At 65.6% G+C, this 23773-nt stretch carries 17 protein-coding genes, 2 tRNA genes and 1 riboswitch; of the genes, 6 read left to right on the top strand and 13 right to left on the bottom strand.

The features are described from left to right. The 5 genes from KZZ07_RS08070 to KZZ07_RS08090 all read right to left on the bottom strand — a co-directional run bounded on the left by KZZ07_RS08070 (window position 1) and on the right by KZZ07_RS08090 (window position 7902). Entirely contained in the window at window positions 1-2253 is a 2253-nt protein-coding gene (locus KZZ07_RS08070; protein WP_219513431.1) for a hybrid sensor histidine kinase/response regulator, read from the bottom strand. Window positions 2254-2395: 142 nt separating this feature from the next. Beyond that, a complete protein-coding gene (locus tag KZZ07_RS08075; RefSeq protein ID WP_219513395.1) occupies window positions 2396-3556 on the bottom strand; it encodes an RsmB/NOP family class I SAM-dependent RNA methyltransferase in 1161 nt (386 codons plus the stop codon). Window positions 3557-3790: 234 nt separating this feature from the next. Continuing rightward, the gene (gene guaB, locus KZZ07_RS08080; protein ID WP_219513396.1) at window positions 3791-5239 is read right to left on the bottom strand and encodes an IMP dehydrogenase; all 1449 of its coding nucleotides are present in this window, start codon (window positions 5237-5239) and stop codon (window positions 3791-3793) included. An 83-nt stretch (window positions 5240-5322) separates the two neighbouring features. Next, the gene (gene bluB / locus KZZ07_RS08085; RefSeq protein WP_219513397.1) at window positions 5323-6072 is read right to left on the bottom strand and encodes a 5,6-dimethylbenzimidazole synthase; all 750 of its coding nucleotides are present in this window, start codon (window positions 6070-6072) and stop codon (window positions 5323-5325) included. Between the two features lie 42 nt (window positions 6073-6114). Beyond that, window positions 6115-6293: riboswitch (cobalamin riboswitch) on the bottom strand. Between the two features lie 97 nt (window positions 6294-6390). Further along, on the bottom strand, window positions 6391-7902 hold the full coding sequence (locus tag KZZ07_RS08090) for a hypothetical protein (protein ID WP_219513398.1): 1512 nt from the start codon (window positions 7900-7902) through the stop codon (window positions 6391-6393). A 173-nt stretch (window positions 7903-8075) separates the two neighbouring features. Here KZZ07_RS08090 and KZZ07_RS08095 point away from each other — a divergent pair, with 173 nt between their 5' ends. From KZZ07_RS08095 to KZZ07_RS08105, 3 genes are all read left to right on the top strand, one after another. Beyond that, window positions 8076-9032, top strand: coding sequence for an agmatinase (locus KZZ07_RS08095; protein ID WP_219513399.1), 957 nt, complete (start codon window positions 8076-8078; stop codon window positions 9030-9032). A 127-nt stretch (window positions 9033-9159) separates the two neighbouring features. Continuing rightward, a complete protein-coding gene (locus KZZ07_RS08100; RefSeq protein ID WP_219513400.1) occupies window positions 9160-10308 on the top strand; it encodes a CaiB/BaiF CoA transferase family protein in 1149 nt (382 codons plus the stop codon). Window positions 10309-10444: 136 nt separating this feature from the next. Next, window positions 10445-12484 (top strand): ASKHA domain-containing protein, encoded by a 2040-nt coding sequence (locus tag KZZ07_RS08105; protein ID WP_219513401.1) that lies wholly within the window; start codon window positions 10445-10447, stop codon window positions 12482-12484. 18 nt (window positions 12485-12502) lie between these two features. Here the strand turns inward: KZZ07_RS08105 and KZZ07_RS08110 are convergent, their stop codons facing one another. Beyond that, a complete protein-coding gene (locus KZZ07_RS08110) occupies window positions 12503-13645 on the bottom strand; it encodes a fumarylacetoacetate hydrolase family protein (RefSeq protein ID WP_219513402.1) in 1143 nt (380 codons plus the stop codon). 149 nt (window positions 13646-13794) lie between these two features. Between KZZ07_RS08110 and KZZ07_RS08115 the strand changes: the two genes are divergently transcribed. Further along, window positions 13795-13868, top strand: a tRNA-Gly gene (locus tag KZZ07_RS08115). Window positions 13869-13889: 21 nt separating this feature from the next. On the opposite strand, the gene KZZ07_RS08120 is transcribed toward KZZ07_RS08115, so the two are convergent. Next, the gene (locus KZZ07_RS08120; protein ID WP_219513403.1) at window positions 13890-15002 is read right to left on the bottom strand and encodes an acetoin utilization protein AcuC; all 1113 of its coding nucleotides are present in this window, start codon (window positions 15000-15002) and stop codon (window positions 13890-13892) included. A gap of 127 nt (window positions 15003-15129) precedes the next feature. Between KZZ07_RS08120 and KZZ07_RS08125 the strand changes: the two genes are divergently transcribed. Further along, window positions 15130-16158: an AbrB family transcriptional regulator gene (locus KZZ07_RS08125; RefSeq protein ID WP_255564221.1), complete on the top strand. Its 1029-nt coding sequence runs from the start codon at window positions 15130-15132 to the stop codon at window positions 16156-16158. Window positions 16159-16207: 49 nt separating this feature from the next. Here the strand turns inward: KZZ07_RS08125 and KZZ07_RS08130 are convergent, their stop codons facing one another. The 5 genes from KZZ07_RS08130 to KZZ07_RS08150 form a co-directional block, all read right to left on the bottom strand. Next, the gene (locus KZZ07_RS08130) at window positions 16208-18028 is read right to left on the bottom strand and encodes an ABC-F family ATP-binding cassette domain-containing protein (RefSeq protein ID WP_219513406.1); all 1821 of its coding nucleotides are present in this window, start codon (window positions 18026-18028) and stop codon (window positions 16208-16210) included. Window positions 18029-18231: 203 nt separating this feature from the next. After that, on the bottom strand, window positions 18232-19440 hold the full coding sequence (locus tag KZZ07_RS08135; protein ID WP_219513407.1) for a beta-ketoacyl-[acyl-carrier-protein] synthase family protein: 1209 nt from the start codon (window positions 19438-19440) through the stop codon (window positions 18232-18234). Continuing rightward, entirely contained in the window at window positions 19437-19697 is a 261-nt protein-coding gene (locus tag KZZ07_RS08140; protein WP_219513432.1) for an acyl carrier protein, read from the bottom strand. Before KZZ07_RS08140 ends, KZZ07_RS08135 begins: the two co-directional genes overlap by 4 nt. Before the next feature lie 37 nt (window positions 19698-19734). After that, window positions 19735-20826 (bottom strand): UDP-3-O-(3-hydroxymyristoyl)glucosamine N-acyltransferase, encoded by a 1092-nt coding sequence (gene lpxD / locus KZZ07_RS08145; protein ID WP_219513408.1) that lies wholly within the window; start codon window positions 20824-20826, stop codon window positions 19735-19737. Window positions 20827-20866: 40 nt separating this feature from the next. Then, a complete protein-coding gene (locus tag KZZ07_RS08150; protein ID WP_255564222.1) occupies window positions 20867-22492 on the bottom strand; it encodes a L,D-transpeptidase family protein in 1626 nt (541 codons plus the stop codon). 335 nt (window positions 22493-22827) lie between these two features. Here KZZ07_RS08150 and mepK point away from each other — a divergent pair, with 335 nt between their 5' ends. Next, window positions 22828-23397, top strand: a complete 570-nt coding sequence (mepK, locus tag KZZ07_RS08155) for a peptidoglycan L,D-endopeptidase MepK (protein WP_219513410.1) — start codon at window positions 22828-22830, stop codon at window positions 23395-23397. Window positions 23398-23696: 299 nt separating this feature from the next. On the opposite strand, the gene KZZ07_RS08160 is transcribed toward mepK, so the two are convergent. After that, window positions 23697-23773 (bottom strand) — tRNA-Asp (locus KZZ07_RS08160).

Genomic DNA, 23773 nt, shown 5'->3' on the forward strand with positions numbered 1-23773 from the left:
TCAATTGAGCTGCTGGTGCACCGTCTCTGTCAGGTCCGACAGAGAGAAGGGTTTGGGCAGGAAGACGGAATTGGGGATCTCCTCGCTGCCTTCGCCAAAGGCGTCTTCGGCATAGCCCGAGACAAAGACCACCCGCGTATCTGGCCGCCGTTCCCGCGCCTTGCGCACCCAGGTCGGCCCATCCATCCCCGGCATTACGACGTCGGTCACGAAAATGTCCACGGCCAGATCATCGTCATCCAGCGTCTGCAGTGCATCCTCTGCGGTTTCCGCCTCGATCACCGTGTAGCCACGCAGGCGCAGGGCGCGGGCCGCGAAGGCCCGGACCGGGGCCTCATCCTCGACCAAGAGAACCACGCCCGACCCTTGCTCGGGCAGCTTGCGCTCGGCCTTCTGCTCGATGGCCACGGCCTCTTGTCGGGGCGCCTCAAAAGCCGGGAACAGCAGGGTAAAACACGTGCCCTGCCCGACCACGCTGTCGACAAAGATGAAACCGCCGGTCTGCTTGACGATACCATAGACGGTGGACAGGCCAAGCCCCGTCCCCTCGCCCGTCCGCTTGGTGGTGAAGAAGGGCTCAAAGACCTTCTGCAGCTTGTCCTGCGGGATGCCCATGCCCTCATCCGTCACCCGGACCGACACGTAAAGCCCCGGCGCCACCACCGCGCGGTCGCGAGTCATCGACTCCGCCAGTTCCCGGCGCTCTGTCTCGACCACGATTTCGCCGCCCTCGGGCATGGCGTCGCGGGCATTGACCACCAGGTTCATCATCACCTGTTCCAACTGCCTGCGGTCGCCGCGCACGGTCGGCAGGACGGGATCGTGTTTCAGCGTCAGCCGCACCTTTTCCCCCACCAGCCGATTGAGCAGATGGGCCAGATCGGACAGCGTGTCGCGCAGGTCCATGACCTCGGGCTGCATGGTCTGCTTGCGCGAAAAGGCCAGAAGCTGCCCGACAAGCGCCGCCGCTCGGTTGGCGTTCTGGTTGATCTGGACCAGGTCACCGTAGTCCGGATCGCCCTGGTCATGCCGGAGCAGCAACAGGTCGCAATGTCCCGAAATCGCTGTCAGCAGGTTGTTGAAGTCATGCGCAACACCGCCCGCAAGCTGGCCGATGGCCTGCATCTTCTGGCTCTGCACAAATTGCGCCTCCAGTGTCTTGAGCTCGGTCGCGTCGTTGAGAACGGCGATCAGCGCCGTCTCTCCGTCCTCGATCACGCGGTTCAGGGTGACCTGGACAAAAACCTCGCGGTCGGCCCGCGTCAGGCGCAGGAACTCGGACCGATGCAGCCCACGACCATCGGCGGCCTCCTGCAACCAGTCCTTGATCGCGCGACCCAGCCCCTCCATGTGCTCGGCAAGGTGGCCCGGGTCGCCCTGCCCCAGGTTCAGCAGGCGTCGGGCCTCGGGATTGGCGCGCAGGACACGACCGTCCGAGGCCACCTTGAGCAGTGGCACCGGCAGGCCATCGAAACTGCCCATCAGGTCCTGGCGCCCCGAATCCTCGGCAATGGGCGACAGCACCAGTTCCTGGCGCCCGCCGCCGATATCGGCACTATGGACCAGCACATTCTGCCCGGCATGGGCGCCCTTGAGACAATGCACCCCGTCGGTGCGCAATGGCAGGTCCGCAAAGATGTCGTCCAGCCGCTTGACCCGCTGGCCGACCAGGTCACGCGCCACCGGGTTCATGTAGAGCACGGCGCCGTTACGCCCGAGAGAGATCACCGCGAGGTCTGCCCGCGTCCGCCCGCCTGCTCGCTGCGATTCGTTCTCCAGCCGCCACAGCATCATGTCGGGCCGAAAGGCGCGCACGTAGATCCGATAGCCTTCGGAATGGCTGGTGACATCCTCAACCGCCGCGCCCTCGTTCAGGGCCTTTTGCTGCAGCCGATAGATGATGCCCTCGGAACTGGCAAAGACGTCGCGCAGCAAGCTCGACAACTGGCTGATGCCCTCGCTCGCAAAGCGTTCACGCGCGGCGCGGTTGCTTGTCAGCACGGCGCCCTCGGCATCCGTGAGAAAGCAGAAGGCCGGTTCAGTCTCGATGAAATCCGCGAGCAGGGCCAGGCGCCGCTTTCGCCGCCCACCTGAGACCCGGTCAACCACCAGCCAGACCACCGCGAGACAGCCGAACGCCCCCGTGGCCGCAAGCGCAACGACCTGGATCGAGCGCACCGTGGCCACCTGGGAAATCAACAGGGACAGCGTCGCCAATACAACCAGCGCCGCTGCGCCAATGATCGGTGTCATGCCGTTCTGTCGTTTCTGCGCGATGTCGATCGCAGCTTCCACCTTGCCCCCCGGGATCACGATTCGAGTCCTGACATAATGCCAGCGTAGACCGTTAAGGGGACGTTAACCGTCGCGGGCATTCGCGTCAAAGTTGTGTCTTTCAGGACGCGGTCCGACGAAGAACTGCGGCAAAAAAGCCATCTCCGCCCGTTTCCGGAAGGAATTGCCGCTGAACCTCGACCGTCCAGCCAGGCGACCGGTCCAGAAACCCACTGACTTGCGCGGCGTTTTCCTCGGCCAACACCGAACAGGTCGCATAGGCCAGCACGCCCCCCTTGGCGACGCACCCGGCCGCCTGATTTAGGATTTCGGCCTGGATGGTGCAAAGCTCTGCCAGACGCGTCTCGGTCAAACGCCACTTGCCCTCGGGCGCGCGACGCCAGGCGCCACTGCCGGAACAGGGAACGTCACAGAGAACAAGGTCGAAATCGCCTTTTGGTTTGGCCGCGATGCGGACATCCGCCCCGGCCCGGACGGCACGCGCCGGCAAGTCGACCATGCGTTTGGGGGCCGCATCATGGGCCACCACCGGCCCGCCCTGCATCCGCGCCGCCATCGCCAGAGCCTTGCCGCCGCCGCCGGCGCAATAGTCCAGCACGCGCATGCCCGGTTCCAGCGGCAGCAGGTCGACCACCGCCTGGCTGGCGGCATCCTGAAGTTCCACAAGACCGTCGAGATAGGCCCCGCAGCGCATGATCCCGCGCGCGCCCTCCGTCACCCGCAGAGCCGTGGGCGACAGGTCATGCGGTTCGGCGCGGATTCCGTCCTCGGCCAGACGCGCCAGTGCCGACTGCGGCGTTGCCTGCAAGAGATTGACCCGCAAGAAAACCTCTGCCCGGGACCGCAAGGCCAGCGCCGTCGCCTCTGCGGCAGGCCCGAGGCTGTCCCGGAACCGCAGCGCCAGCCAATCCGGCAGGTCCAGCGCCGCCGCGCCTTGCGGGGGCTGTCCGGCGGCCAGCTCGTCCTCGTCAAGGGGGGCCGGTGCATGTCCCTGCCCGGTGAAGATGGCGGCGGGGTCCTCTTCCCGCAGACGGAGCAGGCCCAACAGGCGGGCCCGCCCGGTGTCGCCGCCGCCCAGGGCCGCAGACGAGCGCCAGCAGCGCAGCGCGTCAAAGACCAGGTCCCGCACCGCGGCCCGATCCTTGGACCCGGCATAGCGCGCGGCGCGTCCCCAGCTTGTCAGGGCCTGTTCCGCCGCCTGCCCGGCGGCGATCCGGTCCAACAGGTCTATGGCGGCCTGCACGCGTGCGGCGGGGGTCATGGGCTTATCTCCGTAGGGTCAATTCGCCCTGCCTAGCCCAGCGGAACAAATTTGACGAGACCCGTTCCCGGCCCGCAGTCCGGGCCGGGGCATCGCCCGTTTGTGCCTCAAACGCTCCACCGGAGGGTTTGCCGGGCAAAGCCCGGACCGGCGCTCCCTCCGGGCCGGGGCTCCGCCCGTTCGCACCTCAAACTCTCCACCGGAGAGTTTGCCGGGCAAAGCCAGGACCGGCGCTCACCCAATACGGTAGTTGGGGCTTTCGCGGGTGATCTGGACGTCGTGCACGTGGCTTTCCTTCAGCCCCGCGCCGGTGATCTTCACAAAGGTGCAGTTGCGGCGCATCTCCTCGACCGTGGCGCAGCCGGTATAGCCCATCGCCGCGCGCAGACCGCCGACCAGCTGGTGCAGCACGACGCCCGCCGGCCCCTTGTAGGGCACCTGCCCCTCGATCCCCTCAGGGACCAGCTTGTCGCTGGCGGCGTCCTTCTGGAAATAACGGTCGGCAGAGCCGCGCGCCATCGCACCCAGGCTGCCCATGCCGCGATAGGCCTTGTAGGACCGGCCCTGGTAGAGGATCACCTCGCCCGGGCTTTCATCCGTCCCCGCAATCATGGAGCCGACCATCGCGCAGGAGGCACCCGCCGCAATGGCCTTGGCGAAATCGCCCGAGAACTTGATGCCACCATCGGCAATCACCGGAACGTCACCGGCAGCGGCCGCGCATTCCATGATCGCGGTGAGCTGCGGCATGCCGACACCCGCCACCATGCGCGTCGTGCAGATCGAGCCGGGCCCGATCCCCACCTTGACCGCATCGGCGCCCGCGTCGATCAGGGCGCGTGTCGCATCCGCCGTCGCCACGTTCCCCGCGATCACCTGGACCTGGTTCGACAGCAGCTTGGCGCGTTCGACCGCTTCCAGCACACCGGCGGAATGGCCATGCGCCGTGTCCACCACGATGATGTCGACCTGCGCATCCACCAGCGCCTGCGAGCGTTCATAGCCCGAATCGCCCACTCCTGTGGCGGCGGCCACGCGCAAACGACCCAGACCGTCCTTGCAGGCAGTCGGGTTCAGCACTGCCTTTTCCGTGTCCTTCAGCGTCAGCAGCCCGGTCAGCTTGCCGTCCTTGTCGGTCACCAGCAGCTTTTCGATCCGCCGCGCCTTCATCAGGTTGATGGCTTCTTCACGATCCGCTGGCTCGGTCAGGATCGCGAGGTTGTCCCGGGTCATCATCGCGTGCACGGGCGTGCCGTCATTCTCGGCAAAGCGCATGTCGCGATTGGTCACGATGCCGAGGACGCGATGCGCTTCGTCGATCACCGGGAACCCGGTAAAGCCGTAGCGCTCTGTCAGCATCCGCGCATCGCCCAGGGTCTGGTCGGGGCGCAGGGTGACGGGGTTGTAGACGATGCCGCTTTCAAAGCGCTTGACCCGCCGGACCTCGCGCGCCTGCTCCTCGATCCCGAGGTTCTTGTGGATCACCCCCATGCCGCCGGCCTGTGCCAAGGTGATCGCCATCCGGCTTTCGGTTACCGTGTCCATCGCGGAACTCAGCAGGGGGATGTTCAACGCAATCGACTTGGTCACCTGCGTCCGTGTATCTGCCGTCGACGGCAACACGTTCGAGGCCGCGGGAACAAGCAGGACGTCATCGAAGGTCAGGGCCTCGCGAATCTCCATTGGGGCACTCCTTGGGAGGGATCGGTTGGCGCGTCCCTATCGCATGCGCAGCGGGGAAAGGAAAGGGCGCGCGGCACCGGGTCTCACCCCCCGGCCCCATCCGGGCCTTGCCACCGGTCCTCCATGATCAACGCGTCGAGATCCAGCCGTTTGCGCCAGCCCCGCGCCTGCAGCTCCGGCTGGGCAAAAGCCTCGTCGATATGACCGACGCACAGATAGGCCACGAGCTCGACATTTTCCGGCAAATCCAGAAGGTTGCGCAAATCCTGCTGGCGAAAGATGCTGACCCAGCCGACGCCCAGCCCCTCGGCCCGCGCCGCCAGCCAAAGGTTCTGCACCGCGCAAACCGTCGAATAAAGATCCATGTCGCGATTGTGCGTGCGCCCCAGCACCACCTTACCGCCGCGCGTCCGGTCGCAGGTCACGGCGATGTTGAGCGGCGCCTTGAGAATCCCCTCAAGTTTCAGCGCGGCGTAGTGGCTGCGTTTCTCGCCCTCGAACATGGCTTCGGCCTCGGCGTTGGCGGCCTCGAAGGCCGCATGGACCGCCCTCCGTCGCGCCGCATCGCGGATCAGGATGAAATTCCAGGGCTGCATGAACCCGACAGAGGGGGCCGCATGGGCCGCCTCCAGCACCCGGCGCAGCATTGCAGGATCGACCGGATCGGGCAGGAACTCGTTGCGCACGTCCCTGCGCGCGTTGATGACATCGTAAAGCGCCTGCCGTTCAGTCGGCGTGAACTCTCGCGCCTGTTCAGGCTTTGCAGGGGGGTGCCCCTGTTCGGGTGCGGTAGAGGGGCGCGCCGTTTCGGACACGACATAGGGTTCGGGCATGATGGACTCCGCATTTGACAGCGACCGGACGCGTTCCACCGCGCCGCTCCATGTCGTCAGGCCGGTCTTCTGGCTTGGGGTTTGCCGGGGCGGACGCCTTCCCGGGGCTGACCCCAGTGGCATCTGTCCGCTCCATCCCCCTTACAGCGGCGGGCCCGCGCCGGTCTTGCACCGGCTTCCCGATTCTCCCCTTGCGGGGCACCTGACGGCGGCAGAGTGCGACAGCCAGCGGTCCGGGGCAACCGCCGACGTGACGCACAAAACGTGAAACAGGCGCCCCACGGGGCGCCTGCAACGATCCGTGATGTCCCGGCCCGTTCAGTCCGAGGTCGCTTCGGCCTTTTTCTTTTCAGCTTTCTCGACCGCCTCGCCGATGGCCTGCACCGACCAGGCGAAATCCACGTCCAGCGCCGTGTCAAAGACCCAGTAGTCGCGCGGCACGTAGAAATTCGCGGCATAGCCCGTGCCGCGCCCACCCCAGGCCGCAAGACCGTGACAGGTCATGCAGTTGGTCTGGATGCCCATGTCGGTCGTGGTTGTGGTCCAGCCATCAGAGCCGTCCGGAATCTGCACCGTCTCGGTGATGCCGATCACAGGTGTGCCGAACCCCGCCTCGAGGTAGGGATTGAAGGCCGTCACCAGCGCGCCGACGTTCTTGCCGCCCACCAGGGGCTGGGCGGGCACCAGCATCGAATAGGCCGGCGCCATCGCGTAATGGGCCGCCTGGGTGGTCAGCGTGTCGGGCCGGGCCGAGGCCACTGCCGCGCTGGAGGGGCTATTGGGCCGGGCGGCATCCGCCTCCCACCAGAAGGTCTGCCATGTCCACTGCGTCGTCTCGCGCGAGGTGACATGCATGGCCACGAGCAGGGCGATGGAGGTCTTCCCGCCGGTCAGGTCCCGGCTTTCCCCGGTCGCCTTGTTGACGAAGGCCGCATCCTCCTTTTTCAGATCGACCGCGATGAAATCATCCACGGAATAGATGTTCCCCTCGGACGGGCTCTTGCAGTTCACATCAACACCGGTCGATGTCGTCGGCCCCTGAAGGTCGAGGTCGACATAGACGCATTGCTGCCAGAGCGTTTCGGGATAGCCGCCCTGTTTCATGTCCGGGGTCCAGTTGGCCAGGTCGGGCTCTCCGGGCCAGGCGGTGAAGGCGTACAGCCTGCGGGTCCGGCCATCTTCGCCGGTCCATTCGGTGATCCGGTCGTCGGTGATCAGCTTGTAGACCGGTTTGACGTTCACTGCCGCGTCGGGAAACCGCACCTTGTCGCCCAGTTCCAGCAACCGATCCAGCACCTCCGGCTTGCCGGTGCCGGTGTCCAGAAGGTACTGCGCCGAGGGCGGGCTGTAGGCGACGTTTTCCAAAACGTCGGTGTTGACGATGATCCCGGCAGCGTTTTTCACCGGCTCGGTCCCGTCCTTCTTTTCCTGCGCGTTGTTGGCGATAAACCCGTCAACCAGGCCGTGTTTGAACATCTGGTTCGACTCGCCCAGCCGGAACTGATCTTCCGGGGCTTCTCCGGTAAAGACGTCGATCACATCCGCCTTTGTCAACCAGGTCTGGTAGGTCAGCCGGGCATAGGCGCCCTCCCCTTCGACCGGTTTCGTCAGTCCGGCCCAGATCCCCCAGGCATGGGCGTGAATCGCGTCCGTATCCTGCGGTTGGGCGCGAATCCAGGCGTCGATCTCGGCCTCCGGCGTCGGGAAACGCACTCCCGGCGCGGGCTCTGCCGGCATGTCGACCCCATAGTCCTGGGCCAGGGCCGCCAGCGGCAGGCCGGCCAGGGCCAGCACCACCAAAGATCCGCTCTTCCTTTTCAACAGTTTCATTCAAGTCCCCTTCCATGCAATCACAGATTGTATCCGCATGACGCAGGGTAAACATATTTAAATTGAGCTCAAGAGAAACAATTCAACCTGAACGTTAATTTCGGTCGCAACATGCAAAGCCCCTTGTTGCGCGCGCGCCTCCGTCTAGGCTGGTGCCAACCAAGGAGAGCCACATGAGTCACGGTTACGAATCCGGTCGGCTGAACCTTCCGTTCACCGGCATCTGCACCTTTGCCAAGGCCCCCTATCAGCCCGACTGGGCGGACCTGCAGGCGGACGCAGCGATCCTTGGCGCGCCCTTCGACGCCGGAACGCAATGGCGCGCCGGGGCACGGTTTGGCCCGCGCGGCGTGCGCGACGCCTCGACCCTGTTCAGCTTTGGCCACGCGGGCGCCTATGACCATGAGGACGACGTGACCTACCTGGACGGCGTGCGGCTGGTCGACATGGGCGATGCCGACATCGTCCATACCGACACCCTGACCAGCCACGCCAATATCCGCCGCGGCGTCGAGGCCGCCCTGAAAGCGGGCGCCCTGCCCGTCACCATCGGCGGCGATCATTCCGTCAATATCCCCTGTATCGAGGCCTACGAGGGCCGCGCCCCCTTTCATGTCCTGCAGATCGACGCGCACCTGGATTTCGTCGATGAACGCCACGGCGTCACCCGCGGGCACGGCAATCCGATGCGGCGGGCGGCCGAAAAACCCTGGGTCACGGGGCTGACCCAACTGGGCATCCGCAACGTGTCATCCACCGCGCGCGAGGGCTACGAGGACGCCCGCGCGCGTGGGTCCGACATCTTGTCAGTCCGGCAGGTGCGCAAATTGGGCCCCGAGGCCACCGCCGCCCGGCTGCCCGAAGGCGTGCCGATCTACATCACCATCGACATCGACGCCTTCTGCCCCTCGATCGCGCCGGGCACGGGCACGCCCAGCCACGGCGGATTCCTCTACTATGAGGTACTCGAAATCCTGCAACAGGCGGTCCGCACTCACCCTGTCGTGGGCATTGACCTGGTCGAGGTCGCGCCGGACTACGATCCGACCGGCAGCACGTCGATCCTCGCCGCGCAATTGTTGATGAACCTGCTGGGCTTTGTCTTTCACGCGGGGCTGCCCAGACCCTAGGCTGAAATCCGCATCAAATCCGCCGCGCTCCCGCAAAGGTTCGCGCAGCCCCGCTCACAGGCCTTGCCGTCACCGCCTTGTCGCGTTTGTGTGGTGCAGAGCACCCGACCCAGAACAGGACCCGCCCATGACCGCCCCCCTTGCCGGATACGTCATTCTTGACCTGACGCATGTCCTTGCCGGCCCCTTCTGCACCATGACGCTTGCGGACATGGGGGCACAAGTGATCAAGGTCGAACAACCCTCGGGGGGGGATGACACCCGCGCTTTCCCCCCGTTCAAGGACGGGAAATCCGCCTACTTCGCCGCCATCAACCACGGCAAGAAGAGCATCGCGCTGAACCTCAAGGCGGACGAGGACAGGCTGATCTTCGAACGGCTTCTGGCCCGCGCCGACGTCATCGTCGAAAACTTCCGCCCCGGCGTGATGGAGCGGCTGGGCTACGGATGGGAGGATCTGCACGCCGCCTTTCCCCGCCTGGTCTATGGCGCGGTGTCGGGGTTCGGCCATACCGGCCCGGATGCGCGTCGCCCGGCCTATGACATGGTGGTGCAGGCGCGCGGCGGGGTGATGTCGATCACCGGCGAAAAGGACCGCGACCCGGTGCGCGTGGGCGCCTCGATCGGCGATATCGTGGCGGGCATGTTCCTGTCGCAGGGAATCCTTGCCGCGCTGCTGGACCGCGACCGGTCCGGCCTGGGGCGCAAGATCGACGTGGCCATGCTGGACAGCCAGCTGGCCATCCTGGAACACGCGGTCGCCCTGACCACCGTGACCGGGAAAGCGCCCGGACCGTCCGGCGCGCGGCATCCCTCGATCACCCCCTTCGAGACCTTCCATGCCTCGGACGGGTTGTTCGTGATCGCCGCGGGGAACGACCGGCTGTTCGAGAAACTCTGCATCGCGCTGGACCTGCCGATCTCGGACGATCCGCGCTTTGCCACCAACCCCGCGCGCTGCAAACACGCCCGCCTGCTGAAACGGCTGATCGAAGCCGTGACGCTGGAGAATACCTGCGCCTACTGGATCTCTCGGCTGACTGCGGCGGGCATTCCCACGGGACCGATCCAGGACGTGTCGCAAGTGTTGAAGGACCCGCAGATCCTGGCGCGCAACATGGTGGTGGACATCCTCGACAAGAACGGGCGGCAGGCCTACACGGCCGCCGGAAACCCGATCAAGATGACCGATGCCCCTGACCCCAAGTCGCGCGCCCCCGCGCCCGACCTCGACGGCAACCGGGGCGAGATCCTGCGCTGGCTGGAACAGGGCTGACCGCCGCCCCGCCGTCTCTTGCCACGCCGGGCCGCCGCCCGGCGCGTTCTGCCGCTTTCTGCCCTGATCCTGACGCCTTGCGTCTTTCCCTCGCCGGTGCAGCCGCTATGGTCCGCCCAACCCGGAGGTTCGCTTTATGACCAAAGATCCGCTTGTCGTTTTCACCCCGTCCGGAAAGCGCGGCCGCTTTCCCGTCGGCACCCCCGTCCTGACCGCCGCCCGCCAGCTGGGCGTCGACCTCGATTCCGTCTGCGGCGGGCGCGGCATCTGTTCGAAATGCCAGATCACGCCCGCCTATGGCGATTTCCCGAAACACGGTGTCCACGTCGCGCAGGACGCCCTGTCGGACTGGAACAAGGTCGAGGAACGCTATGACCAGAAACGCGGGCTGAAACCCGGGCGCCGCCTTGGCTGCCAGGCCACGGTTCAGCGCGACGTGGTGATCGACGTGCCCGCCGAAAGCCAGGTCCACCGCCAGGTCGTGCGCAAGGCCGCCACCGCCCGCGTCATCGAGATGGACCCCGCCACGCGGATCTTCTACGTCGAGGTCGAAGAGCCCGACATGCACGAACCGACGGGTGACCTGGAACGTCTTGCCCGCGCGCTCAAGGCGCAATGGGACATCCCCGGGATCACGGCAGACGTCTCGCTTTTGGGCCAGTTGCAGCCGATCCTGCGCAAGGGCGACTGGAAGATCACCGTTGCCCTCAACAAATCCGCGGCGGAGGCCACCCCGCACCTGATCGCCGCCTGGCCGGGATTGCACGAGGGCGGAATCTACGGTCTGGCCATCGACCTCGGCTCGACCACCATCGCGGCGCATCTGACCAACCTGGACACGGGTGAGGTCGTCGCCTCCTCGGGCATCATGAACCCGCAGATCCGCTTTGGCGAAGACCTGATGAGCCGGGTGTCCTATTCGATGATGAACCCCGGCGGCGATGTCGAGATGACCCGCGCCGTGCGTGAGGCCATCGACACGCTGGCGGTGGAAATCGCCAAGGAGGCCGGGATCGCGCCATCGCTGATCCTGGAAACGGTCTTTGTCTGCAACCCGGTGATGCATCACTTGCTGTTGGGCATCGACCCGGTCGAGCTGGGACAGGCGCCATTTGCACTCGCCACCTCCAATTCCCTGACCCTGACAGCGCGCGACCTCGACCTGACCTCTCTGCCCGCCTCGGCGCAGGTCTACATCCTGCCCTGCATCGCGGGCCATGTCGGCGCCGACGCCGCCGCCGTCGCCCTGTCAGAGGAACCGGGCAAGTCCGAAGACCTGGTCCTGGTCGTGGACGTGGGCACCAACGCCGAGATCCTGCTGGGCGACAAGACCCGCGTGCTGGCCTGTTCCTCGCCCACCGGCCCCGCCTTTGAAGGGGCGCAGATCAGCTCCGGCCAGCGTGCTGCCCCCGGCGCCATCGAAGCCATCCGCATCGACCCCGAGACCAAGGAACCCCGTTTCCGCGTCATCGGTTGTGACAAGTGGTCGAACGAAGAAGGCTTCTGGGAGGAAACCGCCGCGACCGGCATCACCGGCATCTGCGGATCGGGCATCATAGAGGCGGTGGCAGAGTTGCGCACCGCAGGTCTGCTGGACCCCTCGGGCCTGATCGGCGGACCGGCCCAGACCGGAACGGATCGTTGCGTTGCCGAGGGCCGCACCCACAGTTACCTGATCCATGACGCCACCGCCGAGGGCGGGCCGCGCATCACCGTGACACAGGGCGATATCCGCGCCATCCAGCTGGCCAAATCGGCGCTTTATGCCGGGGCGCGCCTGCTGATGGACACCCGTGGCGTCGACAAGGTCGACCGGGTGGTTCTGGCCGGCGCCTTCGGCGCCCATATCTCGCCCCAGCACGCCATGGTGTTGGGCATGATCCCGGACGTGCCGCTGGACAAGGTCACAAGCGCGGGCAACGCGGCGGGCACCGGCGCGCGCATCGCCCTGTGCAACCTGGCCGCCCGGCGCGAGATCGAGCGCGTGGTGCGCGAGATTACCAAGGTCGAAACTGCGATCGAACCGAAGTTCCAGGAACACTTCGTCAACGCCAACGCGATCCCGCACGCCACCGATGCTTTCCCGGAGCTGAACAAGATCGTCACCCTGCCGCAGGTCAGCTTCAACTCCGGCGGCGAGGACGGCGGCGGACGCCGCAGGCGACGGCGCGGGTAGTCCCGCGCCGCGCAGGCCTTACAGCAGACCGCGCCCCGCGAGGTTGCGCATCAGCGCCGAGGTGCCGAAGGTCCAGGGCGCGCATTCGGTCGACAGTCGCACTGTGTTGCGCAGGCTGCCCAGGTGCGGCTCGGAAATCTCGACCACGTCGCCCAGCTTGTGGGTGAACCCCTCGCCGGGGATGTCACGGTCCTCAGTCGGGGCAAAGAGCGTGCCCAGCATCAGGAAGAACCCGTCCGGGTACTGGTGATGCGCGCCGCAGGTCTGCGCCACGAGGTCCTCGGGATCGCGGCTGATCTCGGACATGCTGCTGGATCCGTTCAGGACAAAGCCATCCGTCCCGGTCACGGTCAGCGTCAGTTCCGCCCGCCGCACGTCGTCCAGCCCATAGCTTTCGTCGAAGAGACGCAGCATCGGCCCCACCGCGCAGGAGGCATTGTTGTCCTTGGCCTTGCCAAGCAGCAGCGCCGAGCGCCCCTCGACGTCACGCAGGTTCACGTCGTTCCCCAGTGTCGCGCCCCGGATGCGCCCCTGCCCGTCGCAGGCCAGCACGATCTCGGGTTCGGGATTGTTCCAGGTCGAGACCGGGTGCAGCCCGACACTGGCACCGAACCCCACAGCGGACATGGGCTGCGCCTTGGAAAAGACCTCGGCATAGGGGCCAATGCCCACTTCCAGGTATTGCGACCAGACACCATCGGCGATCAGCACCTCCTTGAGCTGTCCGGCCTTGTCCGATCCCGGTTCCACCCCGCGCAGGCTCTCGCCCAGGATGGCGGTACAGCGTTCGCGGATCGCCAGCGCCCGGGCCGGATCGCCCTTGGCCTGTTCCTCGATCACCCGTTCCAGCATCGACGAGACGAAGGTGACGCCACAGGCCTTGACCGGCTGCAGGTCGCAGGGTGCCTGCAGATACGGCCCCTGCGGATCTTCGCCGGAGGCCTCCGCCAGGGCCTCCAGCGCACCAAGACTGTCGCCGGGCGCGTTTTGCGCAAAGCTCACCGGGTCGTCGAGGTCGAGGAGCGCCTGCATGGTCGGCACCTCCCGGCAGGTGATATCGACCGCCTCGGCGCCCCGCCGCGCGATCAGCGCGGGGCCGTTGCGATCGGGTCGCCAGGCGCGGCCGACAAAAGTGCCGGTATCAGGCAGTGCAAGCGTCATGGTTCAGGTCCTCCCGGTCTTGGTTCTTGGATAAGGGTCTAGAGGAAAAGCCAGGCAGGCGGAACCATCCCGGACCCACCTGGGCAATGGTTTGACGGATCGGTTTGATCTTGAACCGCCTCGGGTCCTGCGGTATCCAGTGCGTCGCTGCGGGTGTAGTTCAATGGTAGAACGGCAGCTTCCCAAGCTGCATACGAGGGTTCGATTCCCTTCACCCGCTCCAATCCCCCTGCCATCGCATGTTTCAGGCGGCCTCTTTGAGCCGTGCCTGCAACCGGGCCACGTCTGCCCGAAGGTCGTCAGAGATCGCTCCGTCGCGCGGAAAGTCCAGAAGCGTCGTGAACAAGGCAGGATCGGGACGCCCCTTGCGGTGCCAATCCAGCCCGCGCAGCACTGCCTCAGCCTCTGGCGGCAGGCGCTCCGGGACATCCTCACCGGTGATTTCACCCCAGACTGCCGTCCAGCAGCGCGCCACCGTCCAGGGATTGTACCCGCCCCCGCCCGAGACGATCATGCGGGGCGCCATCTGGCGCAAGGCCCGGACCGCCGCCACATGGCTGCGGTTGGAGAGCGCAAGACGCGCCAGAGGGTCCTCGGCCAGCGCATCCGCCCCACATTGCAGAAAGATCGCCTCTGGCCGGAACGCCTCTACCGCCGGCAGGATCATGTCCTCCAGCGCAAAGGCAAATTCCGTGTCGTTGAACCCGCGCGCCACCGGCAGGTTGAAGGCCGCCCCGCCCGCCCTGTCCCCCAGCGCGCCGGTAAAGGGCCAGCGCCGCGCCTCGTGGATGGAGATCATGCGCACCCGCTCGCTGCCCTCAAAGGCCAGTTCGACGCCGTCGCAATGATGCGCGTCGATATCGACATAGGCCACCCGACCCAGCCCCATCTCCAGCAGGCGACGGATGGTCAGGACAGGCTCGTTCAAAAAGCAGAAGCCCGCCGCGGCATCGGGCAGGCCGTGATGCTGGCCGCCGCCCGGATTGTGCACGATCCCGCCGTCGCGCACCAGTTCCGCCGCCAATAGACCGCCCCCCACGGCGGTCGCGGGCCTGCGGTACATCTCGGGGAAAACCGGGTTCGACAGGGTGCCCAGCCCGTGACGCGCCCGCACCTCGTCACTGACCTGCTGCGCAGCCTCGGCGGCCTGCAACGCGGCGATATAGGCTGGGGTGTGGAACCCTGTCAGCGCCACCGGCTTGGCGCGGGGCGATGTCCGATAGCGCGCCTCGGGCAGCCAACCCAGCGCGCGCGAAAGATCCGTCACCGCGGGCACCCGCTGGATCGACAGCGGGTGGCGCGGCCCATAGACCGATCCCCGGTAAATGCGCGAGCCGATGAAGACGGGACTGGACATGCCCCCAGAGTTAGAGCCTTCTGTCGCCAAAGGAAATCCGGTCCGCATTGAACCTTTTCCGTGACCGCCCTATTCAAACGACATGCCACACGTTCCCTCATTTCGCCTGGTCTGGCAGACCGCCCTCATGTTGTGTTTCGGTGCGCTTGGCGGAACTCTTGCCACCTACGCGCATCTTCCCATGCCCTGGATGCTGGGCGGCCTGTTTTCATCGGCCCTCGTCGTCCTGCTCTGGGCACCGCGCATCCTGGAAGACTACAGTTTCCCGATGCAGTTTCGGACCGGCTTCGTCGCACTGATCGGGGTGATGATCGGCACCCAGGTCACGGCGGAGCTGGTGGTCCTGGCGGGCAAGCTGCCCTGGACGATGGCCGGGCTGGTCGTCTTTGTCGTGCTGGCCCATTTCGGGAACATGGCGATCTTTCGCTATCTTGGCGGCTATGACCGCGCCACCGCCTTCTACTCGGGCACGCCGGGCGGACTGATGGAAAGCATCGTCATGGGCGAAGGCGCGGGCGCGGACATCCGCATCCTGACCGCTCAGCAGTTCCTGCGCATCATCGTGGTCATCACGCTGTTGCCGCTGGGCCTGTCGCTCTGGATGGGGGCGCCTGTGGGCAGCGCGGCGGGGTTGCAGTCGGCGATGGGCCAGTCGCAGGTGACACCGCTGACGCTGGTGACGATCGCGCTGGCGGCGGGGCTGGGCCTCTATCTCGCGCGGCTGATCCGTCTGCCCGCCGCCCAGCTGAGCGGACCGATGATCCTGGCCGCGCTGGCCACGGTGACGGGCGTGCTGGACCTGCACCTGCCGATCTGGCTGATCGCCGCCGCGCAGCTGGTGATCGGCGTCAGCCTGGGAATGCGGTTCAAGGGCGTGAACATGGGGCTTTTGCGCCGCTGCGCCTGGCTGGCGCTGGTCTCGGTGGCCTACATGCTGGTGCTGGGTGGGCTGCTCTCGGCGCTGCTGTGGCAGATCACCGGAATCGAATGGCTGCACCTGCTGATCAGTTTCTCACCCGGTGGCGTGGCCGAAATGTCGGTGGTCGCGCTCAGCCTCGCCGCCAATCCGGCGCTGGTCAGCCTGCATCATGTCGCGCGCATCCTGATGACGGTGGTCGAGCTGAGCCTGGCCGCGCGCCTGCTGGGCATGCGCTGAACGCCGGTGAGGCCCCGTCCCGGGCCTGCCCCGGGACCTCTCCCACTTGTCAGGCCTCCTCGGCCTTCTCCATCAACTCCAGCCACTCTTCCTCGGCGGCACTCAGCGCCTCCTGCCGCTCCACCAGCGCATCGGTGGCCTTCTGGAACTTGAGCGGCTCCTTGGTGAACAGGTCGGGCTGGGCCAGGAAGCCTTCCAGCTTGGCAATCTCGGCGCCCAGCCGGTCGATCACAGCCGGCAATTCCTCCAGCCTGTGCTTCTCGGTAAAGCTGAGCACGGGCTTCGCCGGCCCCGCCTCGGCGGGTTTCGGCGCGCTCCCCGCCTTTGCCGCCGGTTTCGCCTTTTTCGCCGGTCCCGCCTGCTCGCGCTTTTGCGCCTGGTAGTCCGACCAGCCCCCGGCATAGACGGTGGCACGGCCGCCCCCTTCCATCGCGACGGTCGTGGTGGCCACGCGATCCAGAAAGTCCCGGTCGTGGCTGATCAACATCACGGTGCCGTCGTAATCGTCCAGAAGCTCCTGCAAGAGGTCCAGCGTTTCGACATCCAGGTCGTTGGTCGGCTCGTCCAGCACCAGCAGGTTCGATTCCCGGGCCAGCAGTTTCGCCAGCAAAAGCCGCGCCTTCTCGCCCCCCGACAGCGACCGCACCGGCGCGCGGACCTGGCGTTCGTCAAAGAGGAAATCCTTGAGATAGCCGACCACGTGTTTCGGCTGCCCCCGCACCATGACCTGGTCGGACTGCCCCGACACCCGCATGTCGCGGTCATTGGTCAGGCTGTCCCAAAGCGAGGCCTCGGGATCCAGCTGCGCCCGGCTCTGGTCAAAGATCGCCGGGACAAGGTTCGTGCCCAGCTTCACGCTGCCCGCATCGGGGGTGATCTCGCCGGTCAGGATCTTGATCAACGTGGTCTTGCCCACACCGTTGGGGCCGACAAAAGCCACCCGGTCGCCACGCTGCACGGTCAGGTCGAAATTGCGAACGATCTGCTTGTCGTCGAAGGCATGGGTTATCCCCTGCGCCTCGATGACCTTCTTGCCGGATTTCGGACCAGAGGTCATTTCCATCGCGGCGGCGCCTTGCCGCCGGATCTGCGAGGCACGCTCCTTGCGCATGTCCTGCAGCGCCCGCAGGCGGCCCTGGTTGCGCTTGCGCCGGGCGCTGATGCCCTCGACGGCCCAGCGGGCCTCGGCCTTGATCTTGCGGTCCAGCTTGTGGCGTTGCTGGTCCTCTTCTTCCCAGGCCTTGTCGCGCCAGGCCTCGAAAGCCGCAAACCCGCGTTCCTGCCGCGCCACCTGCCCCCGGTCGATCCAAAGCGTGGCACGCGTCAACTCGCTCAGGAAACGGCGGTCATGCGAAATCAGGACAAAGCCCTTGCGCGTGGTTTTCAGCTCGTCTTCCAGCCAGGAAATCGCCTCGATGTCCAGGTGGTTGGTCGGCTCGTCCAAAAGCATCAGGTCCGGCGCCTCGGCCATCAGCTTGGCAAGCGCGGCGCGCCGCCGCTCTCCGCCAGAGGCCGTCTCAACCGGACGGTCGGGATCGAATTTCAACCCTTCCGAGGCGCGTTCGACCCGGTACATCTCCGAGGCCGCCAGTTCCGAGGCCGCGAACTCCCCCAGCGTGGCAAAGCCCGCAAGGTCCGGTTCCTGCTCCATGTACCCCACGGAAATCCCGGCGGGCACCACGCGCTCGCCCCGATCCGGTTCGACCAGCCCGGCCATGACCTTCATCAGGGTCGACTTGCCAGAGCCGTTGCGCCCGACAAGCGCCACACGGTCCCCCTGGTGGACGGTCAGCGACAGATCGTCAAAGACGGGATCGCCACCAAAGGTGAGAGAGACAGAGGTGAGTTGAAGCAAGGGAGGAGGAGCCATGCGCGCAGCGCTAATCCCGCCCGCGCCATTCGTCAATGGCCTGCGCCGCCCAGACACAGCCTCCACCGCTCTGCGGCTTCTTCTTGGCGGAAATACTCCCGGGAGGTACGGGGGCGGGACGTCCCTGCCACGAGGTGTCCGGCCAAAGGCCGGCGCCGAGACACCCTGCGCGCCGCAAGGCGCACACTTGATTTACGCTGCTGTCAGACGCGCCCCAGCACCAGCACCGCGTTCAACCCGCCAAAGGCAAAGGCATTCGACAGCACCACGTCCACCTCGGCCTCGCGCGCCACGTTCGGGACCACGTCCAGAGCGCATTCCGGGTCCGGCTCCTCGTAGCCGATGGTCGGCGCGACCACCCCGTCCTTCAGCGCCATGAGGCAGGCCAACAGTTCCACCGCGCCGGTCCCCCCGATCAGGTGGCCGTGCATCGACTTGGTGGACGAGATCATCAGGTTGTCCGCATGGGTGCCAAAGACATCCGCCACCGCCGCGCATTCGGTCTTGTCGTTGGCCGCCGTCCCGGTGCCATGCGCGTTGATATAGCTCACCCGTTCCTTGTCGACCCGCGCATCACGCAGCGCGCCGGAAATCGCCCGGGCCGCGCCGTGCTTGGAGGGCATGACGATATCGGCGGCGTCCGAGGTCATGGCAAAGCCAAGCACCTCGCCCAGGATCTCGGCGCCCCGGGCCTTGGCGTGCTCGTATTCCTCGAAGACGAAGACACCGGCGCCCTCCCCCTGCACCATGCCGTTGCGGGTGGCGCTGAAGGGACGACAGGCGTCCTTGGACATCACCCGCAGCCCTTCCCAGGCCTTCACGCCGCCAAAGCACAGCATGGATTCCGACCCGCCGGTGATCATTGCCGTGCAGATGCCGGTACGGATCATCTGGAAGGCCTGTCCCATCGCGTGATTGGAACTGGCACAGGCGGTGGAAACGGTAAAGCTCGGCCCCTTGACGTTGAATTCCATGCTCACATGACTGGTGGCCGCGTTGTTCATCAGTTTCGGGACGACGAAGGGGTGAACGCGGTTCTTCCCCTCCTCGTAGACCGACCGGTAATTGTCATCCTGCGTGGTCAACCCGCCGCCGGACGTGCCCAGCACCACGCCGGAGGTGTTGGCCAGGTCGCCCACGAATTCCAGCCCCGCCTGGGCCACCGCCTGGCGGGCGGCCAGCAGGGTGAACTGCGTGAACCGATCATACAGGGCGAGTTGCTGGCGGTTGAAGACGGTCTCGGGTTCGAACCCCTTGACCTGGCCGCCGATGCGGATCGCCAGGCGCTCCACGTCGCGGAACTCCAACTCGCCGATGCCGCAGCGCCCCTCGCGCATGGCCTCCAGCGTCGCGGGGACGTCCTGGCCCAAGGCATTGATCGTTCCCGCCCCGGTGATGACGACGCGCTTCACGATTTCTGCTCGGCGATCAGCTTTTCGATCCCCTCGACGATCTTCGCCACCGAAGAGATGTCGAAATCCGATTCCGAGGGGTCGTTTGCGTTGAAGGGCACCGAAATGTCGAACTGCTCCTCGATCGCGAAGATCGCTTCCACCAGCCCGAGAGAGTCGATTCCCAGCTCTTCGGGCGTGCTTTCCATCGACACGTCCGAGACATCGAGCATCGCCTGCTCCGCGATGATCTGAATGACCTGTTCCTTGACGTCCATGACCTCAGCCCCGCGCTTGTCCAGAATTGCCGGACACTTAGTCATTTCCCATCAGCTTTGAAACTGCTTTCTTGAGCTCTGCGACGTCTCGGAACAGGCGCGGCAGGCGGCGCAGGCCCTTGTAGGCCTCGATATGGGATTCCATTTTCATCGCCGGATAGCCCAACATGACACGCCCCGCGGGGACGTTTGCCAGCACCACGGTCGCCCCGCCGAGGATCGCGCGGTCGCCGATGCGCAGGTTGTCCGAGACGCCGACCTTGCCGCCCAGCACGACATTGTCACCCACGACGGTAGATCCCGCGATGCCCACGTTTGCGCAGAGCAGGCAATCGCGCCCGATCACCACGTTGTGGCCGATCTGCACGAGGTTGTCGATCTTGGTCCCGTTGCCGACGCGGGTGTCGCGGATCGTCCCCTTGTCGATGGTCGACCCGGCGCCCACCTCGACATCGTCCCCGATGGTCACAGCGCCCACGCTGGCGATCCGCGCCCAGGATTGGGCGGTGTCGGTTGCATCGCCCCCCAGCGAGGCACGCGCCTTTTCCACGCCCGAGCGTTCCGGGGTAACAAAGGAAAAGCCGTCACCGCCGATGATCGCGCCCGGCTGGGCGATAAATCGGTCACCGATCACGATGTCGGACATGATCCGCACCCCGGAATGCAGCAGGGCCCCCGCGCCGATCCGTGCATCACGTCCGATGTAACACTGCGGACCGATCACCGAGCCGGCGCCGATACGGGCGCCCGCCTCGATCACTGCAAATGGCCCCACCGATACGCCCTCGCCCAGCTCGGCGCCCGGGTCGATCACCGTTTGCGGATGGATGCCCGGCGCATATCCCGGCCCCTGGTCCATCAGCCCGGTCAGGCCCGACATGGCAAAACGCGGACGATCCGACAGCAGCGCCGCTTGCAGACCCAGCGCCTGCCAGTCCGTCCCCGCCGCCAGCAACGCCGCGCGGGCCTGCCCCCGGCCCAGTGCCTCGACGAACTCGGGCTTGGCCGCCATCGCCAGTTGGTCCGGCCCTGCGTCTGCCGGTTCGGCCAATCCGGTGACGGTCAGAGACAAATCGCCCTCGGCGGTCATGCCAAGGGCGCTTGCAAGGTCTTCAATGGTGAACGGCATGGTGTCTCCCGGACGTTGCAGGGCGCAGTCCGGGAGAGGTTTAGCTGCGACCCGCGCGCAGGGCCACCCCTTCGTTGGCCAGCGCCCGCCAGAGCATCGCATCACGCCCGTAGACGTCGTTGCGATAGTTCATCTGGCCCTTCGCCTTGGTAAAGGCGGTGCGATAGATCAGGTGCACCGGGATCGGCGTTTCCAAGGGAATGCGCGTGTTTTCGCCGGATGCATGGATCCGCTTGAAGTAAGCCTCGGGATCGTCGACCTGGCGGCTGAGGATCTCGTAGGCGAAGTCATGCGGGTCATCCAGACGGATGCAGCCGTGGCTGAAGGTGCGAACCTCACGCCGGAACAGGTGCTGCGACGGGGTGTCGTGCAGGTAGATGTTGTACTTGTTCGGGAACAGGAACTTGACCGACCCCAGCGCATTGCTCGGCCCCGGGGGCTGACGCATGGTGAAGGGGAAGTTGCCCGAATTCGCATAGGCCGACGCGGTTTCCCGGCTGACCCGGCGCCCGCGATAGTCGACGATTTCCAGGTGGCCCGCCGCATAGGGATTGGACCGGATCGCGGGCAGGTATTCGCCCCGAATGATCGACTGGGGAATGAACCAGTAAGGGTTGATGACCAGTAGTTCCATCACGTCCGAGAATTCGGGCGTGCGCCGGTCATGCCCCTGCGCACCGATCACCGACCGGGTTTCAAAGGTCAGCTTGTCGTCGTCGATGATCTGGGCGTGGAAATCGGTCAGGTTGACAAGGATATGCCGTTTGCCACGCCCCTCGGGCAGGTTCAGCCAGCGTTCCCGCTCCATCGAGACCATGATCGACTTCAGCCGCTCCTCGGCCGACACGTTGATGGCCCGCATGGTGCTGCCACCGGCAACGCCGTCGACCTCGATGGCGTGATCCTCCTGGAACTCGCGCACGGCGGCTTCCATTTCGGCGTCATAGGTCATGCTGAGCGAGGGCGCCATGTAGCCCATCGCGGTCAGCCGGTTGCGCAGCGCGACGACGGCATTGCCGCTGTTGCCCGGGCGCAGGCTGCCGGCGGGGACGGTCTGCCCCCAGCCGCCATTGCGGATCTTGTGTTCCAGCCGCAGCTTCGCCCGCATAAGGCGGGTGTATTCCGGGCTGTTCGGCACAAGGCTGAGGAATACCGCGGTCGGGTCTTCCTCTGTCAGCCGGGTCAGCAGCATCTCGGGGTCGCGGCGCGGCACTTCGCGCTTGATCCCGTCGACGACCTTGCCCGGCTCCAGGATTCCGGACTGCAGATCGTTGGCGAACTGGATGAAGGTGCGGGTCAGTTCGATTTCCAGCATCCCGCGCGAACGGCCGTCGGTGGCCTGGCTCATCCGCAGCATGAGCCGGTCGGGATCATAGCGTCCGGCGGGCAAGCCGTGATCGTCTGCCAGGGAGAACGCCTCCATCAGCGCAAGACGGCGGGCGCGGTCGCCCTCGCCCGCACCGGTCCAGATCGGTGCGAAATCGCGCGCGCGATAGAAGGCGGCAATGCTGTCGTCGTCGGCTACGTTCTCGGCCACGGCCTGCTTGAAGGCCGTCACCTTGAGCGTCAGGCCGTCCTCGGCCGCCGCCGGCAGCGCGGTTCCCAGCCAAAGGGCCCCTGCCGCGAGGGCCGCCTGGAACACGGCCCGGGTTTCTCTCTTGTGCATATTTGAATCCTTCATCGACCAGCCATCCCCGAAAACACAATGCCGACAGGGTCAAGGGCTGTCTATTCACATTTTTGCCAAGTTGTCGACCAAGGGTCTGCCCGGCCTGGCTGTGACCAAAAAGAGGCAACCCCGCGCATTCGCGCCACAGTTGGCCGGCTGTTGGCAGAATCCCGCCAATTCCCCCTTGATCATTACAAATCATCACAAATCGCTCTTTTTGCGCCAAACGATTCGTGTCATATAGTTCTTGGCATCTGGGGATAGATGGCAGAGGGCGCACAACGATGCGCTCACATTCAGGTAACACGGCGACCACGGGACAGGCGGTCATCATGACAGAGACAAATAGCGGCGGCTTCACCCGCCGGACACTTCTTGGCGCGTTCGCAGCGACGGCAGTCGCAGCGGCGCCGACATACTCCAACGCAGCAGGCTTTTTGCGCGGCGCAGGCGATGTCCGTCGCATCCGGATGTATTCCGGTCGCACTGGCGAACGGGTGGACATGATCTACTGGATCGAAGGCGATTACCTCGCCGACGCGATCAAGGAGATCAACTACTTCATGCGCGATTGGCGTAATAACGAGCTCAAATCGATCGACACGCGGACGATCGACATCATGGCTGCATCGCACAATCTGCTGGATGTGTCCGAGCCTTATCTGCTGATTTCGGGCTACCGTAGTCCGTCGACAAACGCGATGCTCAGGGCACGCTCTTCCGGCGTGGCCAAGAATTCGCGCCATCTTTACGGTCAGGCAGCGGACCTGCGGCTCGCATCGCGCTCGGTCAGCCAGATGTATCGCGCGGCCAAGGCCTGTAATGCAGGCGGCGTTGGCCGGTACACCCGATCGAACTTCGTTCACATGGACTGCGGTCCGGTCCGTTCCTGGGGCAGCTGAGTCTCTATCTCCCCCTTTTAGTCTCTGGTTCACTCCACAGGCGCCCCGTTTCGGGGCGCCTTTTGTTTGGCACCCTTTTGTTTGGCACATAGTCTTTTTGCCTCAAAACCATCGAAGGGCATAGTCAGGAAAACCCTACGCGGTTAACCGATCGTATACGGTCTGATAGGAAAACACGCTTGTCTGCGGTTGGTTCCGCCGACACGTCCAGATTTTCAGGATTTTTTCAGGCGTCACTTTTGGAAAGGCACCGCAAGAGCGCCACTCAAGCGCCTAACGATATTCCGAAGGAGAAGAAGTGGCGCGGTTGACGGGGCTCGAACCCGCGACCCCCGGCGTGACAGGCCGGTACTCTAACCAACTGAGCTACAACCGC

Source organism: Mameliella sp. CS4, assembly GCF_019392335.1.
In the GTDB taxonomy this organism is placed as follows: Bacteria; Pseudomonadota; Alphaproteobacteria; order Rhodobacterales; family Rhodobacteraceae; genus Antarctobacter.

Bases quoted from the DNA above. Each gene is read 5' to 3' on its own strand.
- KZZ07_RS08070 (WP_219513431.1), bottom strand. From the start codon at position 2,253: ATGACACCGATCATTGGCGCAGCGGCGCTGGTTGTATTGGCGACGCTG.
- KZZ07_RS08075 (WP_219513395.1), bottom strand. From the start codon at position 3,556: ATGACCCCCGCCGCACGCGTGCAGGCCGCCATAGACCTGTTGGACCGG.
- guaB (WP_219513396.1), bottom strand. From the start codon at position 5,239: ATGGAGATTCGCGAGGCCCTGACCTTCGATGACGTCCTGCTTGTTCCC.
- bluB (WP_219513397.1), bottom strand. From the start codon at position 6,072: ATGCCCGAACCCTATGTCGTGTCCGAAACGGCGCGCCCCTCTACCGCA.
- KZZ07_RS08090 (WP_219513398.1), bottom strand. From the start codon at position 7,902: ATGAAACTGTTGAAAAGGAAGAGCGGATCTTTGGTGGTGCTGGCCCTG.
- KZZ07_RS08095 (WP_219513399.1), top strand. From the start codon at position 8,076: ATGAGTCACGGTTACGAATCCGGTCGGCTGAACCTTCCGTTCACCGGC.
- KZZ07_RS08100 (WP_219513400.1), top strand. From the start codon at position 9,160: ATGACCGCCCCCCTTGCCGGATACGTCATTCTTGACCTGACGCATGTC.
- KZZ07_RS08105 (WP_219513401.1), top strand. From the start codon at position 10,445: ATGACCAAAGATCCGCTTGTCGTTTTCACCCCGTCCGGAAAGCGCGGC.
- KZZ07_RS08110 (WP_219513402.1), bottom strand. From the start codon at position 13,645: ATGACGCTTGCACTGCCTGATACCGGCACTTTTGTCGGCCGCGCCTGG.
- KZZ07_RS08120 (WP_219513403.1), bottom strand. From the start codon at position 15,002: ATGTCCAGTCCCGTCTTCATCGGCTCGCGCATTTACCGGGGATCGGTC.
- KZZ07_RS08125 (WP_255564221.1), top strand. From the start codon at position 15,130: ATGTTGTGTTTCGGTGCGCTTGGCGGAACTCTTGCCACCTACGCGCAT.
- KZZ07_RS08130 (WP_219513406.1), bottom strand. From the start codon at position 18,028: ATGGCTCCTCCTCCCTTGCTTCAACTCACCTCTGTCTCTCTCACCTTT.
- KZZ07_RS08140 (WP_219513432.1), bottom strand. From the start codon at position 19,697: ATGGACGTCAAGGAACAGGTCATTCAGATCATCGCGGAGCAGGCGATG.
- lpxD (WP_219513408.1), bottom strand. From the start codon at position 20,826: ATGCCGTTCACCATTGAAGACCTTGCAAGCGCCCTTGGCATGACCGCC.
- KZZ07_RS08150 (WP_255564222.1), bottom strand. From the start codon at position 22,492: ATGCACAAGAGAGAAACCCGGGCCGTGTTCCAGGCGGCCCTCGCGGCA.
- mepK (WP_219513410.1), top strand. From the start codon at position 22,828: ATGACAGAGACAAATAGCGGCGGCTTCACCCGCCGGACACTTCTTGGC.